Here is a 24,777-nt window from a genome sequence, read left to right as displayed (position 1 = left end):
AGCTGCAGATGCCGGGCGCCTTGCCGCAGGCCGCCAAACCGTCGGAGCTTCATCGACGGGCTTTGATCTGAACAGGACACCGCGTCATGCGTGGTGATCCGCAACTCTAGGAGAGTGACGATGGGTTCCATGCATGTGAGTTCACCGGTTGCGAGCACCAATGCCGCAGCGGCCGCCAACAAGGACAAGGAGAAGGACAAGACCACCGCCGACTGCGAGCACGTCTCCAGCACGGTGACGCAGTTCGCCGGCACCGCCGTGCGCGAAGAGAGCACCGCCGCGGTGGTGACCGAGACCGAGAAGTCGGCACCCGCGCCGGCCGTGGCCGAGGCGCAGGCCGAGGTGGCCGTGGCCCAGGCCCGCCTGGACCTGGCAGAAGCCCGCCTCGACCGCGCCGAACTCAGCGAGGAGACCGTGGTGGCCAAGCAGGACGGCGCGCCGGCACCCAAGGAGGTGGTGGCGGTCACCGAGAAGGCCACGGGTGACGTCGAGGAGTCCGAGGCCCACCTGTCGTCCGTGGAAGACAAGACCGGTCTGACGGCCACCACCACCGCGGAAGCGCCGCCGCCGCAGACCAAGGACGAAGCCGACCAGCGCGTTGCCGCAGCCGAGGCCGAGCTGGCCAAGGCGATGGACCAGCAGGCCCAGCTCAAGACGGGCACGACCCCCGTCGACGAAGCCGAGTGGAACGCGGCGCTGTCCGACTCCAGCGACCAGGTCACCAACCCGCCGCCGCCGCCGGCCCTTTCCGCATCGACCCAGGCCGTGGTGGCTGCGGGCAAGCAGGTGGACGACTTCGGGGACCAGAACAAGCTGGACGCGCAGGAGCTCTCGGCCGAGACCCAGAAGCTGGTCACCGAGCTGGGCAAGGTGGACGACCTGGTGGCCGACAACAAGATCGACAAGCAGCAGCTGGGCCAGTCCACGAACGACCTCGTCTCCGTCCTGACCCAGGTGGACCAGTACATCGCTGACGTACTGGCGGGACAGATGCCCACCGCCCTGCAGCCGGCCCCGTCCGCACCTGCCCCGTCCGCACCGGCGGCGACCGCCCCTGCAACGACTGCCCCGACGACGACCGCACCCCCGCAGGCCACCACGATGCCGGTGCAGGTCGACTCGACCCAGATGCGCCTGCTCGAGGTGCTGAACCAGCTGATGGCCCTGCTGTCGAATCCGTCGGCCGGCACGAAGCCCCAGCTGCCGCCGACGAGCTCGCCGACCGAGCTGGGCAACGTCATCAACCGCCTGGAACGCGCCACCGACCGGTTCGAGCGCGCCGAGAACGAGGCCGGCACGCTGGGCGCGTACATGCGCGACAAGGGCATCAAGACATTGGATGTCAACCAGCTCTACAACCTGAGCAACAACAAGGGCGGCAAGGTGCCGGAGGACGTGCAGCAGGCCGCCAAGTTCATGCTGCAGAACCCCGACATCTACAAGAAGATCGAGACCAGCGACGTCGCCGGCGCCGACGGCATCTCGGGCGTGGCCAACTTCGACAAGGCCGCCCAGGGACTGACGAAGTTCGACCAGCCGATCGGCATCGCCAGGCCGACCGTCGCGCCGATGCCGCAGCCGAACCTGGCCGAGCGGGCCAAGGACGAAGCCGGCGCGCTGGCTGCGTACATGAACGCCAACGGCATGAAGAAGCTCGACGTCAACCAGCTCTACAACCTCAGCAACAACAAGGGCGGCAACGTGCCCCCCGACGTGCAGCAGGCCGCCAAGTTCATGCTGCAGCACCCCGCGATCTACAAGAAGATCGAGACCGCAGACGTCAAGGGCGCCGACGGCATCTCGGGTGTGGGCAACATGAACAAGGCCGCGCAGGGCCTGATCAATCTCGACCAGCCCACGCTCCAGCCGATCCGGCCCGCCGTCATGCCCCGCCCCGGCCTGGGCGAGCGCGCCGAGAACGAGGCCGGTACCCTGGCCGCGTACATGAACGCCAAGGGCCTGAAGACGATCGACGTCAACCAGCTGTACAACCTGAGCAACAACAAGGGCGGCGACGTGCCCAAGGACGTGCAGCAGGCCGCCAAGTTCATGCTGCAGCACCCCGCGATCTTCAAGAAGATCGAGACTGCCGACGTCAAGGGCGCCGACGGCATCTCCGGCGTGGGCAACCTGAACAAGGCCGCGCAGGGGCTGCTCAACCTCGACCGGCCCACGCTCCAGCCGATCCGGGCTGCCGTCATGCCCCGCGCCGACCTGGGTGAACGCGCCGAGAACGAGGCCGGCACCCTGGCCGCGTACATGAACGACAAGGGCCTGAAGACGATCGACGTCAACCAGCTCTACAACCTGAGCAACAACAAGGGCGGCAATGTGCCCGAGGACGTGCAGCAGGCCGCCAAGTTCATGCTGCAGCACCCTGCGATCTTCAAGAAGATCGAGACCGCCGACGTCAAGGGCGCCGACGGCATCTCGGGCGTGGGCAACCTGAACAAGGCCGCGCAGGGGCAGATCAACCTCGATGCGTCCGTCTCGCTGCGGCCCGCCGTGATGCCCAGGCAGAGCCTGGGCGAGCGCGCCGAGAACGAGGCCGGCACCCTGGCCGCCTACATGAACGCCAACGGCCTGAAGGTCATCGACGTCAACCAGCTGTACAACCTGAGCAACAACAAGGGCGGCAACGTGCCCCCGGACGTGCAGCAGGCAGCCAAGTTCATGCTGCAGAACCCCGAGATCTACAAGAAGATCGAGACCAGCGACGTGGCTGGCGCCGACGGCATCTCGGGCGTGGCCAACCTCAACAAGGCCGCACAGGGCCTGACGGACTTCGGGTCCACCCCCATCCACGCCCCGATCGCCACCATCCAGGCCGGCCAGAGCGCGGAAGTGATGGCCATCATGCAGCAATTGCAGGCCAGCATGGTGCAGCGGACCCAGAGCGCGCAAGACGCCCTCCAGTCGCTGATGTCGATCGGCGGGATGTCCGCAGGTGCTGCGATCGGCAACGCCCCCGATGCCATGCCCTTCGGCGTGCAAGGCGACGAGGACGAGAGCCCGGACGCGCGCTGACGCTCCATCCGGACGACCGAGCTCGTGAAGGCGGCCCGCACAAGCGGGCCGCCTTTTTTCGTTGTCGCAGCACGGTGGCGGACAGCGCCGGCCGCAGCGGCCGGGACAGCCTTGTCCGGGGCCCGCGCGCGTTCGGACAGCCCTGTCCCGGCCGACACATCCTGCAACGTTGCATTCGACGCTAACTCCTTGATTTTGCGGCTCTTTGTCGCCGTCTCGCCAGGCCGGCGCGGTGGCCTGCGGCTTGCGCAGGAAGACGTGCGCCCAGGCCGGGCGCGCACATCCGACAACACTGGAGGCAATCGCCATGCAAGTCTTGGCCACCCACGGCGCACTGGGCCTGTCGAACGAGGCGTGGATCGCCTCCGGCCGCATCACGGACCACCTGGAGACCATGCTGCGCGCGCTCCGGTCGAACCCCGCGCCGGCCGAAGGCGCCGATCCCGAGCCGCACGTCGAAGCGCTGCAGTCGGTGGCGCAGACGCTGCTGCTGCTGGACCGCAGCGACGACGCCGCCGACTTCTTCGAGCGCTGCACGAAGGACAGCCCCATGCGATCGCGTCCCGCCCAGCGCGCACGCTCGTGCCTGATCGCCGGCCTGCAGGCCCTGCACCGCAACCAGTTGCGCACCGCCTGGGGCTGCCTGCAGCGTGCAATGCTGACCAAGGAAGCGCCGCTGTCGGTGACGGTGCAGGCCTGCGGGGCGCTGGCCGCGCTGTACTTCCGGCTCGGCATGCGCCGGCCCGCCAGCGCGGCGGTGGAACGCGGCCTGGCGCTGCTCGGCCCCGACGCGGCCCGGCACGGCATGGCGCGCGCCGTGTTGCACGGGCTGCAGGTGGAGTTCGTGGTGCTCGACCTGCTGCGCCAGCACGAGCGCCTGCACGACCTGGCGTTCTGGCCGCGCCACGAAGAGAAGGCCGGCAGCCGCATCGGCGCGCCCCAGGCGCGCGCGCTCATCCAGGCCTGCCGCCGCGAGGCGGCGGCCTACGCGTTCGTGGTGGCGCGGCTGGACTTCCTCGACACGCTGGTGCAGATCGGCTACGAAGGCGCGTGCGCCGACGGTGCGGCCATGGCCCACGTGGACCGTCTCACCAGCCTGGGCCTGCACGCCCACGCCCACGCGGCCCGGCACGAGCTGGCGCTGGCCTGCATCGCGGGGCGCAAGACCGAGCGGCTGCGCCAGCTGATGCTGGTGTACGCGGGTGCCGGCCGCGCGCGCTGCGGCCAGCAGCACAACATCGAGCACGACTACTGCCAGGCCAAGCTGGGCGAGCTCAACGGCCGCGACGACGCCTACATCGCGCACTACCGCCAGTACGCCGTGCAGTCGCTGGTGCACCTGCGACAAACCTGCGCCTACATCACCGTGCCGAGCACCGTGCGCCAGCCGGCCGACGAGATCCCGAAGGACGACATCGCCTCGCGCCTGCAGGGCCGCTACCGGCGCGCCTACCAGTACATCCTGGCCAACCTGCACCGCGAGGACCTGTCGATCCGCCACGTGGCCGACGAGATCGGCGTCACCGAGCGCGCGCTGCAACTGGCCTTCCGCGCCGCGCTGGGCCTGTCGCCCTCGGCCGTGATCCGCCAGTGCCGCATGGACCGCATCCGCGACGAGCTGAGCAACGGCGACGTCACGCGCGACAGCACCACGCTCGAGGTCGGGCGCCGCTGGGGGCTGCGCAGCCGCTCGGCGCTGTCGCAGGCCTACAAGGCCGCGTTCGGCGAGTTGCCGAGCGAGACGCAGAGCATGGCACTCACCTGAGCTGCTAGCCCCGCCCGGCCGGCCGCGCCCGGGCACTGGGGGCAACCCCGAGAAACGCGCAAGAAACGCCTGTGCAGCGCTCCTGAAACGCGCCCGCCGCGACACTGACTGCGCAGTCGAGCGGCGGTGTTCCCGCTTCGCAACGAGGCCCGGCACGAAGCGTGTCGAGCTGTAACGGTCCCACGCGAACGCAGGGTGTAGTCATGAGCCATTTGCGCGGACAGGAACTGAATCGACATCGGGCGGGGAGCTGCCTGAACATCCTGGTGGTGCAGCCTGGGGACCCGGCGGTCTCGGCCGTTCTCAGCGGCGTGCTGCAGCGCCGCGACGCCCTGGTGGCCTGGGAACGTGATCTGCACCATGCCCGCCGGGCGCTGGCAGCGACGCCCTTCGACGTGGTCCTGGCCGAGCCGGAACTGCCCGACGGAACCGGCATGGCGCTGATCGCCGACAAGGCCGACCGCCTGCAGCGCTGGGCCACGGTGCTGCTCACCGAGTGCGGCGACGTGCGCAGCGCCGTGTCGGCCATGCGGCGCGGCGCGTTCGAAGTGATCGAGAAGACCAGCTGTCCGCAACGCCTGCTGGACGTGATCACGAACATCCATGCCTTGTGCCGCCGGGCCAGCGCTGCCCAGATGGCCGACGGCGAGGCCCTGCCGGCCGGCGCAGCGCCGCACGTTGTCGTCGACCCGATCATCGGCGACGACGCCCAGATCCAGCAGCTGCGCACGCGCCTGCGGCGCATCGCCCCGGTGCCGACCGACGTGCTCGTGATCGGCGAGACCGGCAGCGGGAAGGATCTCGTGGCGCGGCAGCTGCATGCACTGAGCGGTCGTCGTGGTCCGCTGGTGGCGCTGAACTGCGGCGCCATCCCCGACACGCTCTTCGAGAGCGAGCTCTTCGGTCACGAGGCCGGCGCCTTCACCGGCGCCAGCAAGGCCCGGGTGGGCAAGATCGAGCAGGCCCACCAGGGCACGCTGTTCCTGGACGAGATCGAGTCCATGCCGCTGAACCAGCAGGTCAAGCTGCTGCGCGTGCTGGAGTCGCGCCGCGTCGCCCGCGTGGGCGGGCGCGGCGAAGTGCCGGTCGACCTGCGCGTGGTGGCCGCCACCCAGGCGCGGCTGGACGAGCGTTGCAAGCAGGGCACGTTCAGGCTCGACCTGTGGCACCGGCTGAACGTCGTGGCGCTGACGATTCCCGCGCTGCGCGAGCGGCGCGAGGACATCGCGCCGCTCTTCTTCCACTACGTGCACCAGGCCTGCGAACGCTTCGGCGTCGACCTGGCCCTGCTCGACGACGCGGACGCAGGCCGCCTGATGGCCCACGACTGGCCAGGGAACGTGCGCGAGCTCAAGCACGCGGCGGAACGCTACGTGCTCGGCATGCCGGTGTTCGACGAGGCCCCGGATGACGACGGCCGTGCCGAAGGCCTGGTCTCGCAGCTCGGGCGCTGCGAGCGCGAGCTCATCCGGACCGCCCTGGCCCGCCACGGCAGCCGCCCGCGGGCGGTGGCGGCCGCGCTCGGCATTTCCGAGAAGACGCTGCTGCGGCGCATGGCCGAGTACAAGCTCGGCGGGAGTGCCTGCTAGCCTGCGTCCTTCGCGCGGCATGCGGCAGGCGACCCGCCGTCGTGCAGACGTTCATCCCGTGCGCGGCCCGCGCATGGGCCCCGGCAAGGCTAGGGAGCCCGCAGGCGCGCCAGTGCGGCCCGGCCCGCATCGCTGTGCTCCAGCGCCGCTTCGAGCGCGACCCGCGCGTCGTCGATGGCCTGGGTGGCGCCGGGCAGCCGCGACTTGAGGCTGGCCAGGACCTGGATCGCATCCAGCGCCGACATCCTGGCATCGCGCATGGCCGACAACACCGTGAATGCATCCCGGTTCGGGTCCGAGCCCTCCGTTGCCGGCAATGCCCGCAGCAGGGCGCGCAGCAGCGAACCGACGTAACGGCCGTCGGGCGCCTTCCGGGGGTCGCCGTCCCGCGACGTTGGCGCCAGCGCCGGCACGGGCGCGGCATCGGCGGCCGGCGGCACGCCGGCGATGGTGTCCGCGGTCACCGCCCGGTCGGGCGGTTGCGCCTTGGCCTGGTAGAGGTACCGGGTCACCGACGTGGCCTGCAAGGTCGTGTTGGCCACCACAACGAAGTCCGGGCCGACCGTGTCCTCGGCCTTGGCGACCTCGAAGACTGCCAGCTTCTCCGGCTGCCAGTTGCTGCCATCGTTGAGCTCGGCCTCGATGGCGCTGTCGATCTCCTGCGACCGGCCGGCCGCATCGACGCCGGCATCGCATCGGCCGAAGGTCCGTTGCGCCTGCAGCAGCGACAGCCGGCTGGCGGCGTCGGGCGTGAGCTGGAGTCGCTCCGTGAACCACCGGTTGCCTGCCGCCTTGTGCGGCAGCAGGCTGAGGCTGCGGATCTCCGCCATCGCCTGCTCGAACGCGCCGGCTCCGCCGAGCGCGGCCTCCCACTGCGCGCGGCGCGCCTGGACCTGGCCCATGAATTCGTCCTGGCTTCTGAACTCCCGCTGCTGCAGCGACAGCGCCGGCACGACGCGGTCGTTCTCGATCGTCAGGCGAACCTGCCCCGCCGCACTCGAACCCATGCCGAATTCGGCCCGATAGGCCAGCACGGGCAGCGGCACGATCCCGACCGCGTCGACCTGCCTGCCGCCACTGAGGGCGACGGCGGGGATCGGATTCCATCCCAGCGAAGCCTGGGTCGTCGCGCCGGCGGTCCGACGGTCGATGGCCGTGGCGGAGGTGGCATGGCCGGCCGACTCGAGCCTGCACGCCTGCAGCGTCGCGCCCTCGTACCCTGCCCGCAGGTTCAGGCCGACACTCTGCTTCGACACGGCAAGGCCGGCGCCGAGGCTGACCGTGCCGACGACGCGGTGGCTCAGGCTGTCGGCTTCGACAAAGTTGACGGACACGTCGCTGTCGAAGAACCTGTCGGCGAAGCGCTGCCAGAGCGCCGGCGGGTCGATGGGTCTGGAGGCCGCCTCTTCCGCGGCGTCGAACAGGAAGTCGATGACCGCGGCGCACTGCGCCTTGTGATCGGGCACGTTCTTGGATACACGCAGCGACACGCCCGTCTGTTCAGCGCCCTCCCGGCGGTAGGTCAGGCGCACGGCCGCACCTGCCCGCACCATCGCGTCCGGCGACCCCCCGGCGTACGCGAATGCCGAAGCGCCCGCCGCTCGCCGCGCCCCGGTGCCGAAGAAGAGGTCGCTGCCTACCGTCGAGGTGCCGATGCGCACGGTCGCGGCGCGGCCGCGGTGCACGCGCAGCGTCGCCCCGGCTCCGCTGAACGCGAACCCTCCGGTCACGAAGCCCAGGTTCGCGACGGGCTCGAGTCCGACCGTGCCGCCGTGTTGCCACTGCACACCTTCGGTGTCGAGGGCGCGCTGGGCCAGCGCCCGCAAGGCCGCACGGTCGGCATCGACGACCTGGAAGGCCAGCGACGGCTCGGCCGTGCGTCGAACCGCGTCCAGGTGCTGCTTCAGCCCGTCGGCGCCATGCGCTGCGATGTCGGGGCTGTGCGCCCAGCGCTCGAGCAGGCCCAGGCTGAAGCGGGCGCCGAGCACGCCTGCCAGCGCATCGGGCGAAGCCGGCGCCGCCGAGGGGTCGCGCTGCAGCCCTGCGAGCCGCTGGCTGCGCTGCGCGGCGTCCAGCTCGGCACCATCCTGCAGGTCGTCGCCGAGGCCGATCCAGTGGTCGAGCACGGCCGCCTTCGAGCGCAGCAGCGCTCTCGACGCGTCGTCCACATCGCTGCCTGCAGCGCCCTCCACGGCCTGGCGCAACACGGCCAGCGCGTCCTGGGTGTGTCGCAGCAGGCGCCCGGTTTCGCTGGCGATGTCGCCCAGATCGGCGCCGAGCAGGCCGTGCCGCATCGCCAGCATCGGAGACAGCTGTCTGCCCAGCGTGCGCTGTGCGAAGCTGCCGAACCCCTGTGGTTGCACGGCACGGTCCACCCAGGTCGCGAACTTGTGCATCCGGTGCACGGCGCGATTGAAGTCCGTGCCCTCGCCGCTGGTGGTGTAGCCGTTGCGCCACGCCATCGACGCTGCGCGCAGGACATCGGGGGCCGGGCCGGCGGCACCGCGCAGTCGGTGTTCGGCATGCAGCAGGGTCATCCAGGCCAGCGCCTCCTTCGGCTCGCTGCCCCCCAGGCGGGTCCGCAGCAGCCTGTCGCGCTGATCGTCGGCCTGGCGCGCGACGGCCTGCCAGTCGAGGTCGGCCTCTGGATCGACAGCGCCGAGTTCGACGAGCTTGTCGACCGCCTGGAGCGCCTGGCGCCAGACAGGCCTGTGGTCCGGGTTCGCGGCGACCGGGTGCCCCCGCGACGACATCATGTGCCACAGCGCGTCGAACGCCGGGCCATTGCGTGCGAAGACCCGCAGCGCGGTGTCGACCGATCGCCGGGTCTCGCTGGTCATGCCTGCACGACCGGCGCCACTGCACAGGCCTTGCCAGGTGATCACGTCGCGCACGCCGATGCCCCCGACGGCTGCCGACAGTGCAGCACCGGCGAATGCAGCGGCCTCGCGCGCCGACGCGTCGTCCAGACCGGACCGGCGGAAGTCTTCCAGCAAGAACGAGGCACCGCCGGCGGCGGCTTGCTCCTGCGCCGGAGCCCGGGGGCCGGGCCCGCCCGCCCGGCTCAGCAGTCCGGTGGCGTGCGTCAGCCGGGCGTCCATCGCCGCTGCCCTGGTGGCGATGGGCGGCTGGGCGCGCGGCGCCGGGGCTGGGGCGGCCTGGCCGGGCAGCATGGGGCCCGTGATGTTGTTGTAGGTGCGGCTGGGGACCCCGAACGGGCCGGCCCAGCCCTGGGACTCGGGGTGCATCGGCAGCCGCTTCAGCGGATTGAGGGCCTGCAGCGCCCGCCCCAGCCGCGAGACCGGTCTGGCGGGCGGCGTGGCCGCGGGCACGGGCACCGAGGAGGACGGCACGGTCGCCGCATCTCCTGTCCGGGCCAGGCGCGCGGGACGACTCGGGGCATGCGTGCCAATCTTCGACTTCATGGCGGTGAGGCGGGGCTGCGGGGTTGGACCGACCGCTCCATCTTCTGCCGGCCGTCGTTCGCCCCGTGTGACAGCGGCCCTCGGCGCGGACACCCCCGCTGCGCGACTTCGCATGACCGGCGGCGGCTTCGCTTTCGCGCCACGGGGCCGGGGACGTCGGTGCCGCCGCCATGCGAGCCGGCCCCGCAATGCAGCACACGGCCCGATGTGGGCCAGCGGCTCCGTTGGGCGAGGCTGGAGCCCAAGGAGTCTGCGCGGCAACAGGCGATGCCCGCCGCCTTCTGCCGCGCAGGCTCCTAGACGGGGCTGTCGTCGGGGTCGGGCCCCGCTGCGACCGACGCCGCAGCAGCGGCGGAGGCTGGCGCAGCGGCTGGCGCCACGGCGGCGACGCTCGCCGCCCGGTGGTCCAGATCGACCAGGCTGCCCGGGAACCGGTCGGCGCTGCGCTCGCGCGCGCGCAGGTCGGCCCAGCCCGGCGTCTGGAAGACGAACTCGCGCTCGCCTTCCACGGCCGAGACGTGGCGCAGTTGCACGCCGACGCTCAGCGCCGCGCCCTGCTGCTCGCCGTTGCGTTCGTAGGCGATCAGCGACGCCGGCCCCCAGGAACGGTCGTCCGAGGCCAGCAGGCCGCGCTGCTGCGCGATCTCGTCGTGCAGCGCGCGCGTCGTCGCCGGCGCCAGCGCCGCCAGCGACGTCAGTTCGTCCAGCCGCTGGCCCACGTCGGGGTGCAGGCGTTCGCGGGCGTAGTAGACGTGGTTGCCGGCGCGCATCGATTCGATGGTGTGGAAGAACGCGTTCAGCGTCTCCTCGCCGCGCGCCTGCGGATCGGGATCGTCGCGGTGCTGGAAGGCGAACAGGTCCACCCACTTGCGCTTGTCCGCCAGCACGATCTCCTTGAAGAAGCGCGGGTCGGCGGTCTCGGTGTCGCTGAAGCTCTTCTCGGCCACCACCTGGCCCTGGCGCAGGGGCACGCGCACGCGCACCGAGCCGCCGCTCTCGCCCTGTGCCACCGTGCCGCGCAGCAGCGGCGTGGGCGGCAGCCCGACCGCGCCCACGTACGCGTTCGCGCCGGCGCCTCCGCTGATGCGGCGGCGCTCGAACCAGCCCGTGCGCAGGTTGTTGACCTGGTACGAGCCGGTCTTGTCCGCATGCCGGACGCTGGTGCTGTGCCCGTGCTCGACGCCGACCGTGACGCTCGCGCCCACGCGCAGGCCGGCGTCGTCGGTGCCGCCGGCCACCGACAGGCCCGTGCCCACCGCCACGTCGCTGCGGTGGGCCTCGGCCTGCTGGCGCAGCAAGGTCATCGACAGGCCCTGGCCCTGGAACCGCACGATCAGGTCCTCGAGCAGGCGTTCGCGGTCGTCGTCGCTGCGTGCCGTGGCGGCGCGCTCGAAGAGCATGTGCGCGATGCCCTCGGCCGTGGCGCGCACCTCGCCTTCGTTCTGGCGGAACACGCGCGTGCCCTGCTCGCCTTCGCGGTCCTCGACGATCCTGCGGTCCACGCGCAGCATCACGCCTTCGTAGCGGCTGGTGTCCAGGCCCCGAGCGCGCACGTCGATGCCGGCAGCGAAACGCGCCAGTGTCGAACCGTCGTTCGGGTAGCCCACCAGGGCGCCCACGCCCTGGGCGCGCCGGAACTGCGTGTCCTGGCCGAGAAAGATCTCGGCGCCATGGGTGGCGGCCCCGGCGCGGAACACCTGTTCGCGGGCGGTCTCGATCGAGCCGTTGGCCAGCGGCACCACCGCCAGCGACGCGTCGGCCGCGAAGCCCGACTCCAGGGCCGAGGTGGCGTTCAGGCCCAACCCGCGCGCCGACAGCGCCGCGCCGCTGGCGTGCGACAGCTTGATGTGGTTGCCGAAGTACACGCCGCTCAGGAACTCGGCCACCATGCCGCCCACGGCCTGCGGCGTGCGCGCGCCCGGCATGCGCGTGTGGGCATGGATCAGCGTGTCGGCGCGCTCCAGCGCCCGCTGGCCGGGCGCGTCCAGGCGCAGGCCCAGCTGTTTCGCCAGGCGGCCGAACTCCTCGAAGCCCAGCCGCACGAGGCTGAGTTCCCCGCGCACCCGCGCGCGCAGTGCATCGCGCTCGGCCGCCGGCGCAGCGCCCGGGCGCTGCGCGCCGTCGCCGCCTTGCAGGAACTGCGTGCAGGCCGCCTCGATGCGCGCGTCCACCTCGGGCGGCGGCATGCGCGGGAACGCGCGGCCGCGCACCATCTCCTCGAGCGACAGCGTCGCCTTGTGCTCCGGCGACCAGGCCTCCAGGGCCACCTGTTGCGCGATGGTGCGCGCCACCAGGTTCGGGCGCAGCGGGTCGACGGGCCCGTGCCGCGCGGCCTGCAGCTGGGCGTCGAGCGCGCCGCGCAGCGTGGCCACCACGGCGTCGATCGCGGGGCTGTCGCGCAGCGCGGCCAGGCGGCCGGCCTCGTCGGTGAGCAGGTGGCGGTCGGCGCCGGCGAGGCCGAACCGGTAGGCCGCCGACAGCACGCCACCGGTGGCGGGCTCGCGGCCCAGTTCCCGCACCGCCTGGGCGAAGTGCTGCTTCAGTTGCGCCAGCTCCGAGCCGGGCGCGTCGTCGCGGAAGTGGTTGTCCCAGTAGAACGATTCCACGGTCTGCTGTGCGCTCAGCGAGGCCGGGCCGCTGCGCAGTTCCTGTCTCGCGGCGTCGCTGACGCGCTGCGCCATGCGCTGCATGCTCAGCGGCCGCTCGGCCACCCGGGCGTCGCCGGGTCCGGCGGGTTGCGTGGGACGCAGCAGCCGGTCGGCCTCGAGCAGCCGCCGCAGCGGCGGCAACTGCGCCGGCCGCAGCGCAGGCGCCAGCGCCGTGGCGAGCGCGCCGAACTGGTTGCTGCGGGAGACGCGCCGCAGCAGCGCCACGGCGGTGCCCAGGTCGGGGTCCGCGGCCTGGGCGGCGGCGTCGGCGTGCAGCACGCGCTGCAAGGCGTCGGGGCCGCGCAGCGCCCGCAGGGCGCCCACGCCGGGTGGCGGAGCGTCGGGGCCGGCGGCGTTCTTCACCGCCAGCAGCGCGAGCGACAGGCCCAGCCCCACGTGGGCGCCGTGGGCGGCGCCCAGGCGGTCCAGTTCCGCGACCAGCGCTGCGTGGTGCGGGCCCAGGCCGTCGCGCCCGGCCACGGCGGGCTGCTGCCAGAAGCGTGCGACGGCATCGGGCTCGGCACGCGGGCCCAGGGCCAGCCGCACCGTGGGCGGCCGGTCGGGCTGCGCCGGCACGTCCGCACCCAGCGCCTCGCCGCGCAGCGTGCGCATGGTCTGCTGCATCCACTGCACCTGCGTCGGCACGCCGGCCGCTGCGCGCAGCGCCCCCGCCACGGTGCCCAGGAGGCCGCGCGCAGGCATGGTGGCCGTGGGCACGGCAGCGGGTGTCGCGAGGTCGGTGGACACGCGCGCGAAGTCGCTCAGCGGCGTCGAGCCGCCGCTTTGCCAGCGCTGGGTCAGCGGCGTGTTGACCTGCGAGTTGTTGATGCGCGTCGAGCGCGGGTTGTCGTTGCGGCGCAGTGCCGTCTCGGGGGTTGGCGCGCCCACGCGTGCGGGCGGCGGCGCCGCCGCCGGCTGCTGCACCGGCGGGGGCTGGGCGGGGTCGCGGCGCTGGGGTTGCAGGCCGCCCGCGGCGGCGTCGGCGGCATGCGTGGGCCGCATGTCAGGCCCCCGGACGGCGGGCCACATCCGCCAGTGCCACCGCGGTGGCGAACAGGTCGTGCAGGTGGTTGAGCAGTTCGGGCTCGGACAGCGCAGGCGTGGTCCACATCAGCGTGAAGTGGCCGTCGACCACGACGAAGCGCTGCCGCTCGCCCAGCAGGCCCCAGCCCGCGGCTTCGGACAGGGCGCTGATCCACAGCGTGGGCGACACCGTGTCGGCGGCGGCGATGCGGAACAGCGCCACCAGGCGCTCGTTGCGGCCCGGTGCGATGGTGGCCTGCACGGTGTCGCTGATGCGGAAGGCCAGGCCGGCGTCGGCAGCCGGTCCCAGCGGCAGGCCCAGCACTTCGGCGACGGACTCCATGTTGTGCCGCAGCGTCGGGGCGGGCGTGGTGGCGGTGGCGTCCTGGTCGGACACGACGGTGTCTGGCATGGGGTGCATGGGCCGGGCTCCTGTGTGGGGTGTGCAGGTGCAGGTGCAGGTGCAGGGTCGGGACGGGGATGGGGACGGCGTCCCGCCCGGCGTCATGCGGGGTCTCCGGCAGGCGCCGGTGCCTGCCGGGGCGCCAGCCACTGCTGCACCTGCTGCACGAGGCCGGGGGTGGCGGGAATCGGTACGCGCGCGCGGGCGATGGCCTCGCGTGCCTGGGCCTCCAGCGTGTCGATCAGCGGCACCGGCTCGCCCTGCGGGTTGCGGATGTCGCCGTGCTGCAGCACCAGGGGGATCTCGGTGCAGGCCAGCAGGATGGCATCGGCGCCGTTGTCGGCGAGCTTCTGCGCCGCGCTGCGCAGCCGCTCGCGGCCGAGGTCGATCTCGCCGGCCTTCACGCCCTGGTAGATGCCAGCCATGACCTCGTCGCGCTGCGAGGCCGGGTCGGGCACCATCCACTGGCGGCCTTCGGCGCGCTTCTGGTAGATGCCCGTCTCCACGGTGCCCGAGGTCGCCAGCAGGCCGATGTGGGTGGCTCCCGGCGCGCGCTCGTCGAGCAGCTTCATCGTGGCATCGACGATGTGGATCACGTCCACGTCGAGCTTGTGCTTCGTGATCGCTTCCTGCACCTGCGGGAAGAAGTGGTGCGCGGTGTTGCAGGTCATCACCACCTCGTCGGCCCCGGCACGGGCCAGGCGCCGGAGGCTGGCCACCATCTCGGGCGCCGGGTCGCGGCCGCCGGAGAGGATGGCGCCGGTGCGGTCGGGGATGTCGGTGGCCTGGTCCAGCAGCAGCGGCACGTGCTGCTGGTCGGTGGTGGCGGTGGGGTTGAACTTCACCATGTAGCTGCTGAACTGCATGGCCGCTGCCGGCCCCATGCCGCCCATCACGCCGATGCGGCGCGGCCGCTCCGGGGTGCCGTTGATGAAGGCCGCGGCGCTCTGCACGAAGGCGGTCAGGCCTTCGGCGGCGATCTCGAACACGCCCTGGGGCGTGCTCAGGCGGCTGGTCTTCTCGTCGGCCCGGGCCAGCGCCGTGGTCGCCAGCGCACCGAGCGTGTCGATGAGCGGCAATGCGCGGCCCCCGGCCTGCACGTCCCCGGTCCTGAGCACCAGCGGGATCTCGGTGCAGGCCAGCAGGATGGCCTCGGCCCCCTGCGCACGCAGCGACTCGGCAGCAGCCAGCAGGTTGGCGCGCCCGCCCTCCATGTCGCCGCGCTTCACGCCGTCGTAGATGCCGGCCATCACGCGGTGCTCCTGCGTGGCTGCGTCGGGATAGATCCAGGTCTTCTGGTGGCCCTGCTGCTCGGCACGCGCCTCGTAGATGCGGGCGTCGAGCGTGCCGCTGGTGGCCAGCAGGCCGATGCGCTGCGCGCCCGGCGCCTGCCGCTCCAGTTCGGCCATGGTGGCGTCCACGATGTGCAGCAGTTCGAGCTTGAGGCCGAACTTGTCGATCGTGCGCTGCATGTCGCCGTGGAAGTGGTGCGCGGTGTTGCAGGTGATCGCCACCAGGTCCGCCCCGCCCCGGTCCAGCCGCTTCAGGCTGGCCTGCATGTTCTGCACGGGCGAGGGTCCGCCGCGCAGGATGGCGCCGGTGCGGTCGGGGATGTCGGTGGCCTGGTCGAGCAGCACGCGGGCGTGCTCCTGGTCGCTGGCGGCCTGCTTGCGGCTGATGAGCTGCTGCCCGAAGTCGTTGGCCGCCGCCGGGCCCATGCCGCCCATGACGCCGATCACCGCGCGTGGCCGCGCCGGCGCCGGGTGGCCGGGCGGCGCCGTGACCGCGCTGGCGCCGGGCCGCGCCACGCGTGCTGCCGGCGCAGCCGGCGCGGCGGCGGTGGCGGGCTCGTCCGCGGGCCGCGGGCTGGCAGCGGCGCTGCGGGCGCCTGGCGAGGTCGGTGGCACGAGGCTCGGCATGGTCATGGCTGTCGGCTGAACGTGGACCCATTGGGCGGCGCCGGCGTCTGCTGCGCAGGCTGCGGCGCGAAGCGGCGTGCGGACACCCGAAGCGCTTCCTGCACGGCTACGCCGCCTTCTCCAGGAACACGGTGACGGTGTGCCAGGGCGCGTGGACCTCGCTGACGCTCTCCTTCATGAGCCTGAAGCCCGCTCGCAGCGCTTCCGCCTCCAGCGCGCCGGCATCGCGCAGATGCATCGGCAGGCCGCCCGTGGCGTGCTGCTTGCCGTAGCCGTCGATCACGAGCACGCCGCCCGGCTGCAGCGCGGCATGCATCGCCGCCAGGTTGGCCGCCAGCTGCCCGTCGTCCAGGTACGGCGTGGTGTTGGCGCAGGTGATGGCATGCACCGAGCCCGCGCTCTCCGGAAACTCCGACTGCCACTGCGAGAAGTCGCTGTGCACCACCTGGATCGACCTGAGCTTCTCGGCCGCCGCGGCTGGCACCTGCGGGTCGCTGGCCAGACGCTCGACCTGCCGCGTGGTGTCGGCGATCGAGGCCTCGTCGATGTCGAAGCCCAGGATCTCGGCGCGCACGCCGCCGGCCTGCGACAGCTGCACCGCCATGTGCGCCAGGTCGTAGCCGGGCCGGCCGCAGCCGACACTGACGGTGCGAAAGGTCTCGCCCTCGCGCCGGGCCTGCTGCAGCAGCGCGTCGAAGCGCGCCTGCACCGGGCTGCCCGGCGTGAAGAGCTCGCGCTGGTTGGGCGACGCATACGACGTCATCGACAAGGGCTTGACCTCGGCCTCCTTGCGCGCGCCAGTGTCGCTGTACAGCGCCGCGAGCTTGCGCACCATCGGGTGCGGCGCAGCCTCGCGCGGCGGGTGGCTGCCGTCGTCGTCGCCTGCGCGGCTGCTCAGCAGGCGCGCCTGCTGCTGCGGCCGCTCGGGCATGCGCATCGGCAGCGCGCCACCGACACCAGCCCCGGCTGCCAAGACGCCGGTGCCCAGGCGCGCAGACGCCGCCCGCGTCGCCTGCGGCACGGCAGGCGCGGCGCCGCCGGCGACGGCCCTGAAGACCGCCACCGCGAGCGTGGCATCGGGCTTGATCCTCATGCGGGTCTCCTGCTTCCAGTGCGTCGTGCACGGCAGTGAAGCAGGCCCGGCGGTCGCCGTGTGACGCCGGCTTCGTGTGCACGCACCCTGTTTCGCGTCCGTCCCGCGCGGCGCGTCACCGCCACTTCCATCATCCGGCGGCACTGCGAGGGACACCACCATGAACCAAGGCAACGCAGGCGCCGACTGGCGCCAGGGTTACGTCACGACGCTGGACTACACGGCCGGCCTGTACGCGTCGCTGTTCCCCGAACACCTGAACTTCGCCTGCGCGCTCAACGGCGTCGAGCCGCCGGTGCGCGGCCGGCAGTTCGACTACTTCGAACTCGGTTGCGGACGCGGCACCACGGTCAGCGTGCTGGCGGCGTGCAACCCGCAGGCGCGCTTCTACGCCAACGACTTCATGCCCTCGCACGTGGCCGGCGGGCGCCAGCTGGCGCGCGAGGCGGGCCTGGACAACCTGACCCTGCTCGAGCACAGCTTCGGCGAGCTGGCCGACGGCCAGGCCGACCTGCCGGCCTTCGACTACATCACCATGCAGGGCGTGTACACCTGGGTGTCGGCCGAGGTGCGGCAGCAGATCGTGCGTTTCATCGCGCGCCATCTCAAGCCCGGCGGCGTGGTCTCGGTGGGCTACAACGCGATGCCCGGCTGGGCCGCCAGCGCGTCGGCGCAGCGGCTGTTGCAGGCCAGCGCGCAGTGGTCCGGCGGCGACGGCGTGCAGCGCGTGGAGCATGCGCGCGGCTTCCTGCAGCAGATGGCCCGTGCCGGCGCCGAGGCCTTCCAGGACAACCCGGCGATGGACCGCCGGCTGGCGCAGGTCGCGGGCGCGAGCCCGGCATACCTGCAGCACGAGTACCTCAACCGCCACTGGCAGCCGCTGTACCACGCCGACGTGGCCGAGGACCTGGCCACGGCCAAGCTGGACTTCGTGGGCTCGGCGATGCTGCCCCACTTCGGCATGGCCTTCCCGCCCGAGCAGCAGGCCCTGCTCGACGCCATCCCCGACCCGCGCTGGCGCGAGACCGCCAAGGACTACCTGCTGGGCAACTCCTTCCGCAACGACGTGTTCGTGCGCGGCCGCCGCGGCCTGTCGCCGGCACGACGCCGGCAGCGGCTGGGCACTTTCCAGATGGCCCTGACCGTGCCCGTGGACACCGCCTTGAAGCAGCTGGCGCGCGCCGATGCGGACATGGCCGCCGCGATGCGCCCCGTGCTCGACCAGCTGGCGGCACGCCCGATCAGCCTGGCGTCGTTCGAGGACGACGGCACGCAGCACACCGACAACGCCACCGACACGCCCGACAGCGCGCAGCTCATGGCTGCCGTGCTGTCGATGAACCGGCACGCCAGCCTGTTCGAGAGCCCGGACGCACCCGACGACGGCCGGCGCGCGCGCGCCTGGAACGCCGCCATCGCCGCCGACGCCCTGCTGGGCGGCACCTGCACCGCGCTGGCTTCGCCGGTCACCGGCGGCGGCATCGACACCGACATCGCCGGCCTGGCCGTGTACCGGCAATTGGCCGACAGGCCGGATGCCGACCCCGACAGCGTGGTCGAACGCGCGCTGCAGGCACTGCGCCGGCTGGCCGGAAGCGGCGCCGAGGCGTCGGGCGCGCAGGCCGCGCGGGTGCGGGCGGTCGTCGAGCACGAGGTGCCGGTCTGGCGCCGGCTGGGCGTGCTGTGAGCCACCGGGCGCCAGCCCGTTCGCGCAGCCGGGCGCCCTTTCGCATCGCACCAGGACAGTCACCCAGGCCACGCCTACTGTGCATCGCATGAACGCCGCTTCGAGCGTTCGGCCCATCGGAGACAGCCATGCACGACCTCAGCCCCGTGTCCTTCATGAATGGCCCGTTGCAGGCCCCGCCGAGCGATCCGGCGGCCGCACTGCTGGGCACCTTGCAGCGCCTGGTGGAAGACACCGCCAGCCTGATCGAGCTTGCCGCGCGGCAGCTGGGCCTGGACGACGCCAGCGCCCGGCTGGCCGGGGAGACCTCCACGCTGCAGGCCGGTGAACACACGATCGGCATCCTGCCGGTGGCGCGGGGCGACGACGACGCGCTGTCGCTGGTGCTCAGCGTGCAGACCAGCATTCCCGTGCTGCCCACCGGGCAGGTGGGCGACGCGGTGACGGTGCTGCAGCACGCACCGGGTGCGCTGCACGCGTTCTCGGCCTCGCTGGGCGCCACGCCCGACGGCTGCTGGGTGGTGTACCGCACGGTGCGCGCGAGCCCCGACAACGGTGCAGCACTCGCGCTGCTGCTGGTGGAGACAGTGCGCCTGGCGGACTTCGTCCTGCAAGGCGGGCCGCAACGCAGCCACTGAACGCGGCGAGCGCGCCATGAAGACCCAGAACCCGGGTGTCCCCGCAGCACCCGCAGTGCCCGGGCGGGGCACCGTCGCCGACATCCCCGCACCGTCGAACCCGCCGACCGGGCATGCCAGCGCACATGGCGCCGCGGCCGCGCCGCGGCAGCGGCGGCTGGCCGCCGACACCAGCGCGACCCAGCCGCCCGGCCAGGCGCCGGCCCGGGCCACGCCGCCCGCCGATCGGCCGGCGCCGCGTGGTGTGGGCCCGGCGCTGATGGCCGTGGGCCGCGCGGCGATGAATTCCAGCGCGGCCACCGCGCTGAGCGGGGCCGCCGTGGCCGTGGCCGACACCGTGGTGCCGCCGGCATCGCGGCGGGTGGTGGCGCACGTGGCCACCTCGTTGCAACGGGCTTCGGAAGGTGCGGCCCAGGTGCGCGCCGACCTGCAGACCGCGCTGCACGATCTGCAGCTGCAGTCCGGCAGCCCGGAGGCGCAGGACGCAGCGCACCAGGCCCTGCGCCGCTACGCCCGCTCCACGGCAGGTTATGCCGACTGCATGCTGCCGGTGGTGCACAAGACGCTGGCCGTGGGCGCAGCCGGCGCCGGCATGGCGTTCGGCGTCGGTCGCAGCTCGGGCGTGGCGCTGGCCGACCTGGCGCTGCGCAGCGCGCGCGGCGATCCCACCAGCCTGGGGCTGCAGGCGCCGGCCCTCCCGGCAGGCCGCCCCGGCACCGACGCGGTCGTCAACGCCGCAGCCCAGGCGGCCCTGGGCGCGGCCATGGGCGGCATGGGCAGCTTCGTCGGCCAGACGCTCGTGGCGCCGCTGGTCAACCGCATCAACCGGCAGTCGGCGCCGGTGGACCTGCGCGCCGTGGTGCCCGACGAGATGGTCGCGCTCATGAACCAGCTTCAGCCCGGAGCCGGCGACGCATTGCGCAGCGCGGCCCAGGCCGAGCAGCAGCAGAACGTGAATATTGCAAGCGAACGCAACGTCGCGGTGGGCAAGTTCTTCTTCGATGCGGCCAACGCGGTGCGGGTCGGCATGCAGGGGTCGAACACGCTCGGCGTGGCCGGCAACGTGCTGGCCGGCACGGCCGTGTCCAGCAGTGCCGGGGCCTGCATCGGCGCCACCATCGCCATCAACGCATCGCTCGCCCAGGTGCGCGTTCCCGACCTGGACCAGCTGCGCGCGAAGGCCGGCGAGCGCGGTGCAGGACCTGCGGACCTGGACGCCCTGCCCACCCATGCCGTGCCGTTGTTCTTCACCAAGCACGGCACGCGGCCCGAGACGATGTTCAGCAACCCGGTGGCCGACCCGCCGCCCAGCCGCGAAGCCGTGCGCGGCGACGCGCCGGGCGCCCCGCCGCCGCACACGCCGTCCCGGCTGGCGTCTGCCATCAATGCCGCCACCAGCATGGCGCAGCGCGGGGTGGCGATGTTCCAGGCGACCACCGGCACCACCGTGGTCGCCGCCATGACGCCCGCTTTCGCGGCCAGCATGCCGACCCAGAACCAGGCCGACGCCGCACGCGCCATCGCAGCCGCGGTCGGCATCCACACGGCCATCCAGCCCTGGTTCAGCGAGCTGGCCGCAGGCATTCCGGCCAGGGACCGGGCCATCGTCGCCAGCCGCCAGACGGCCGTGGACGATGCCGCGCGCCGCCAGCACGACGCCGGCGCGCAGCCGGTCCTGCCCTCCGACATCGAGATGGTCGATGTGCGCACGCCGCAGGCGGCCACACCGGCACCTTCGACAGCGCAGGTCGCGTCCGGCGCCGAGCTGCCACCGGGCTGATCGGCACGGCCCGCCCAGGTGGCCGGGCAGGCCGCGGCGGGCCCGCTTTGCCCCGCGTGAGGCGCCAAACCGCCGCTGACGCGCACCTGACGACAGCCCCCCCGCTCACGGGGCCCCCCTCTGGCGGGGCCAAACCCGCCCGTTACCATTCCGGCCCGCTTGGCTTGGATGGGTTCGGTCTGTCGCCATGACGATGAGGGGGTGGTCAACCAGCATCGGCACCCGGCCGCGCACCAGCGTGGCCGTTATCGCCATCCGCTTGCCGGCGTCTTCCAGAGGTTTGCCGGGCGCGCCGGTCCATCGCATCACCGCCGCCCGGGCTTGCCAGACCGGGGCGCACCACGCCGACTGCTCCACCCATGTGCCAATGAACCGCCTGCCGCCGACGAAGCCTGCATGATCGACGCCGCAGCCATCGTCGTCGGCGCACGCGTGCAGGTGCATGTGCCGGCGCGGGCGTCCGACGCCGCCTCGTTCGACGCCACCGGCAAGACCGCCCTGCTGCTGGCGCTGGCGGCGCTGGAAGGCACGGCCGAGCGGCGCCGCGCCGCGCTGCTGCTGTGGCCCGACTCGCCCGAGCGCCAGGCCCGCAACAACCTGCGCACGCTGGTGCACCGGCTCAACCAGCGCTGCGGCGTCGAGCTGCTGCTGGGCACCGAGCATCTCAGCTTCGACCCGGCCCGCGCCCGCGTGGTGACGCAGGACACCGAGGCGCTGCTGGCGGCACTGCAGACCGGCGGCGCCACGGCCTGCGAGCTGCTGGCCCAGGCCGACGTGGACGGTGCACGCTCCGAGGCGCTGGGTGCCTGGCTCGACGCGGCGCGGCAGCGCTGGCGCCGGCAGCAGCTGGCCGCGCTGTCCGAGGCGCTGCACGCGGCACTGGCCGCGGGCGAGGCCGCCCGCGCCATGACCTTGGCGCGGGCCTGCGTGCAGCTCGAGCCGCTGAGCGAACACTGGCACCGCCAGCTCATGGACACCCTGGCGCGCTGCGGCGACCGCGCCGCGGCGCTGGCGGCCTACGAAGACTGCAAGCAGCGCCTGCGCCAGCACCTGGGCGTGCTGCCCGACCTGCAGACGCGCACCGTGCACCTGCGCCTGCTGCAGGCACAGGTGCAGCTGCAGGAGCAAGCACAGGTGCCGCCGCAGGTGCAGGCACAGCCCCTGGCGGCCGTCAACACCGGCCTGACGCCGCTGGGCGGCGCGGCGCGCTTCGCGCTGGTCGAGCGCGAGGCGGTGCTGGCCGAGGCGCAGGCCGCGATGGCCCGGGGCCAGCACGTGGTGCTGCAGGGCGAGGCCGGCGTCGGCAAGACACGGCTCTTGCGCCACCTGGCCGAGGTGGGCGTGGTGGAACCCGTGGTCCTCCGTCCGGGCGCGCGCGACGAGCCCTATGCCGCCGTGGCGCAGCTGCTGCAGGAGGTGCAGCCGCGCCGCGCGCCGCGCATCGGCATGCCCGAGCAGGTCGAGCTCGCACGGCTGGCGCCGCTGGCCTTCCCCGAGGTGCAGCCCTCGCAGTCCGGCCTGTCCGCGCCGCGCCTGCACGCGGCGCTGCGGCACTGGGCCGCGCGGCTGGCCGAGGCCGGCGTGCAGCGGCTCGTGCTGGACGACCTGCACCATGCCGACGCCGCCTCGCAGGCCGCCTTCGCCGCCTTGCTGGCGCCCCACGACGACAGTGCAGCGCCGGTGCTGCCGCTGCTGCTGGCGCACCGCGCCGGCGAGATCGAGGCCCCGCTGGCCGAGGCGCTGGTGGCCGCCCAGGTGCACGACCAGGCCCGCTGCATCACCTTGCAGCGCCTGTCGCTGCACGGCGTGCGCGCGCTGCTGCGCGCCATGCAGGCGGGCAACGACGACGCGCTGGCTGCGCGGCTGCTGCAGCGCACGGGAGGCAACCCGCTGTTCGTGATCGAGCTCGCGCGCCAGCTGCAGGACGCTCCGGAGTCCGATGCCGCCAACGCCGCCACTGCGGCCACGACCGACAACCTCAACGCACTGCTGCGCTCGCGCCTGCAGGGCTGCAGCAGCGACGCACAGCAGCTGGCCTCGGTGGCCGCCGTGGCAGGCCAGGACTTCTCGGTCGAGCTGGCCTCGGCCGTCATCGGCCAGCCGCCGCTGGCGCTGATGGACGCCTGGAACGAACTCCAGCAACGCGGCCTCTTCGCCGACCACGGCACCGCCCACGAACTCGTGCGCGACGCCGCGCTCGCCATGCTGCCCCAGGCCATCGGCCGCACGCTGCACGGGCAGGTGGCGGGCGCGCTCGAGGCGCTGGGCCTGGTGGGCACGCGTGTGCTGCGCCACTGGATCGCCACCGGAAACTTCGAGCGTGCGCTGCCCCATGCCGTGCACCACTTGCGCGCCACCGGTACCGCCGGCCTGCCCACCGCACAGCTCGAACTGGATCTGCTGGATCTGCTGGAGCGTGTCAGCGACGACGTGCTGCTCGACAACGTCTGGCTGACGGCGGAGGCCGGGCAGGCCCTGTCCACCCTGGAAGCGGGGATCTGGTCGCGCCTGGACGCCCTGGTGGCACGGGTGTCCCCGCTGGCCCGATCACCCGATGCCTGGGCCTGGGTGGCCTACACCCGGGCGGGCGCGCTGATGTTCAGGGACAGGCTGGCCCGGCAGGCGTACGAGCTGCTGTCCGTCGCCGTGCACGGATTGGACGAACACGGCCCGGTGCGGGCACAGTGCGAGCTCTTTCTGGCGCAGCTGGCGTTCACCGCCTTCGGCCGTCCGGGGGAACACGCCCGCCGCGCCCGGCACGCGGCGCAGACGCTGGCCACGCAACCCGATTACCGCGGCCTGCTCGTGCGGCTGGAAGGCGTGGCCGCCTGGAACGACCCGACCCAGGCGGTGCGGGACTTCGCCTCCCGGATGCGCGACGCGCGGCGCCGCGGCGCGAAGGCCCAGGCGTCGGACGCGCGGAGGCAGATCGCCGAAGTCTTCCGCGCCATCGGGCAGAACGGCACGTCCTTGCGGCACCTGGAGCAGCATGTCCGCACGCTGCAAGACCTCCGCGGGCTGTCCGACCCACGCTACAGACCCAGCATCGTGTGCATGACGGCGCTGGGTGCCGGCCGCTACGGCCTGGCGCAGCAGTTCCTGGACGCCGACGGGCACTGGTTCGGGCGCCTGCGGTTCGTCGGCCTGGCGACGCTGCGGATGCGGCTGGGTCAGTGGTCGCTGGCGCGTGCGCTGCTGGCCGACCACGGCGAGGTGGCCGCGTGCGGCGTGTTCGGCGATCTGTATGCCGTGGCCGCGCTGTGCGCCGAACTGGACTTGCACGACGGCAAGGACCCCAGCCCCGCCTACCGCCTGGCGCTGGACTCGATGCAGACGCGGGGCTTCAGCGGCATCAATCTGCAGTTGATGGCGTGGGAAGTCTCCAACCTGACGCGGACGGCCGCCGAGCGCCTGGACGAAGGCATGCGGCTGGTCGAGGCGCTGAGCGCCGAGCCCGCCCAGCTCGCACGTCTGCCGGTGGCGCTGCTGCAGGTGGCCGAGACCCATGCGCAGGCGGGCAGCCCGGGTGGCCGGGCGTTGGCGCTGCGTGCGGCGCAGGCGCTGCGGCGGGGTCGTGTCTCCCCCTGGATCTGCATCCCCGACGGTCTCGTGCGCTGCGCGACGCTGCTGCAGGCCAGCGATCCGCAGGAAGCCGCGGCACTGGTGCACGTGGCGCGCCGCTGGGTGCTGCAGGCCCTGCAGCACGTGCCCGCGCCGGCGCGCGAGAGCTACTGCGCCGTGCCGGTGAACCGGCTGCTGCTGGACGGGCCGGCATGAGGG

General features: G+C 73.0%; 12 protein-coding genes. 7 read left to right on the top strand and 5 right to left on the bottom strand.

All coding sequences use genetic code 11. The features are described 5' to 3' along the window. Positions 1–120: 120 nt before the first annotated feature. The 3 genes from ACPOLB_RS24960 to ACPOLB_RS24950 all read left to right on the top strand — a co-directional run bounded on the left by ACPOLB_RS24960 (position 121) and on the right by ACPOLB_RS24950 (position 6,381). Positions 121–3,027 (top strand): hypothetical protein, encoded by a 2,907-nt coding sequence (locus ACPOLB_RS24960; protein WP_425258762.1) that lies wholly within the window; start codon positions 121–123, stop codon positions 3,025–3,027. Between the two features lie 307 nt (positions 3,028–3,334). Next, positions 3,335–4,792 carry a helix-turn-helix transcriptional regulator gene (locus ACPOLB_RS24955; protein ID WP_425258761.1) on the top strand — a complete coding sequence of 486 codons (1,458 nt, stop codon included), beginning with the start codon at positions 3,335–3,337 and terminating at the stop codon, positions 4,790–4,792. Positions 4,793–4,995: 203 nt separating this feature from the next. Then, on the top strand, positions 4,996–6,381 hold the full coding sequence (locus ACPOLB_RS24950; RefSeq protein ID WP_425258760.1) for a sigma-54-dependent transcriptional regulator: 1,386 nt from the start codon (positions 4,996–4,998) through the stop codon (positions 6,379–6,381). An 89-nt stretch (positions 6,382–6,470) separates the two neighbouring features. Here ACPOLB_RS24950 and ACPOLB_RS24945 read toward each other — a convergent pair whose 3' ends face one another. From ACPOLB_RS24945 to ACPOLB_RS24925, 5 genes are all read right to left on the bottom strand, one after another. Further along, the gene (locus ACPOLB_RS24945) at positions 6,471–9,806 is read right to left on the bottom strand and encodes a hypothetical protein (protein ID WP_425258759.1); all 3,336 of its coding nucleotides are present in this window, start codon (positions 9,804–9,806) and stop codon (positions 6,471–6,473) included. Positions 9,807–10,102: 296 nt separating this feature from the next. Next, positions 10,103–13,456, bottom strand: a complete 3,354-nt coding sequence (locus tag ACPOLB_RS24940; protein ID WP_425258758.1) for a hypothetical protein — start codon at positions 13,454–13,456, stop codon at positions 10,103–10,105. A gap of 1 nt (position 13,457) precedes the next feature. Beyond that, positions 13,458–13,898 carry a hypothetical protein gene (locus ACPOLB_RS24935; RefSeq protein ID WP_425258757.1) on the bottom strand — a complete coding sequence of 147 codons (441 nt, stop codon included), beginning with the start codon at positions 13,896–13,898 and terminating at the stop codon, positions 13,458–13,460. An 83-nt stretch (positions 13,899–13,981) separates the two neighbouring features. Further along, the gene (locus tag ACPOLB_RS24930) at positions 13,982–15,805 is read right to left on the bottom strand and encodes an aspartate/glutamate racemase family protein (protein ID WP_425258756.1); all 1,824 of its coding nucleotides are present in this window, start codon (positions 15,803–15,805) and stop codon (positions 13,982–13,984) included. Positions 15,806–15,905: 100 nt separating this feature from the next. Then, complete coding sequence (locus ACPOLB_RS24925; RefSeq protein ID WP_425258755.1) at positions 15,906–16,892, bottom strand: methyltransferase domain-containing protein; 987 nt, start codon at positions 16,890–16,892, stop codon at positions 15,906–15,908. A gap of 160 nt (positions 16,893–17,052) precedes the next feature. Here ACPOLB_RS24925 and ACPOLB_RS24920 point away from each other — a divergent pair, with 160 nt between their 5' ends. The 4 genes from ACPOLB_RS24920 (at position 17,053) to ACPOLB_RS24905 (ending at position 24,774) form a co-directional block, all read left to right on the top strand. Further along, positions 17,053–18,579: a class I SAM-dependent methyltransferase gene (locus tag ACPOLB_RS24920; protein ID WP_425258754.1), complete on the top strand. Its 1,527-nt coding sequence runs from the start codon at positions 17,053–17,055 to the stop codon at positions 18,577–18,579. A gap of 128 nt (positions 18,580–18,707) precedes the next feature. Next, complete coding sequence (locus ACPOLB_RS24915) at positions 18,708–19,217, top strand: hypothetical protein (RefSeq protein ID WP_425258753.1); 510 nt, start codon at positions 18,708–18,710, stop codon at positions 19,215–19,217. Between the two features lie 16 nt (positions 19,218–19,233). Next, positions 19,234–20,997, top strand: coding sequence for a hypothetical protein (locus ACPOLB_RS24910; protein ID WP_425258752.1), 1,764 nt, complete (start codon positions 19,234–19,236; stop codon positions 20,995–20,997). A gap of 396 nt (positions 20,998–21,393) precedes the next feature. Further along, the gene (locus tag ACPOLB_RS24905) at positions 21,394–24,774 is read left to right on the top strand and encodes a BTAD domain-containing putative transcriptional regulator (protein ID WP_425258751.1); all 3,381 of its coding nucleotides are present in this window, start codon (positions 21,394–21,396) and stop codon (positions 24,772–24,774) included. Positions 24,775–24,777 lie beyond the last annotated feature (3 nt).

It is taken from the genome of Rubrivivax soli (assembly GCF_049810355.1).
GTDB lineage: Bacteria > Pseudomonadota > Gammaproteobacteria > Burkholderiales > Burkholderiaceae_C > Rubrivivax.
This window is presented reverse-complemented; position numbering and strand designations above follow the sequence as displayed.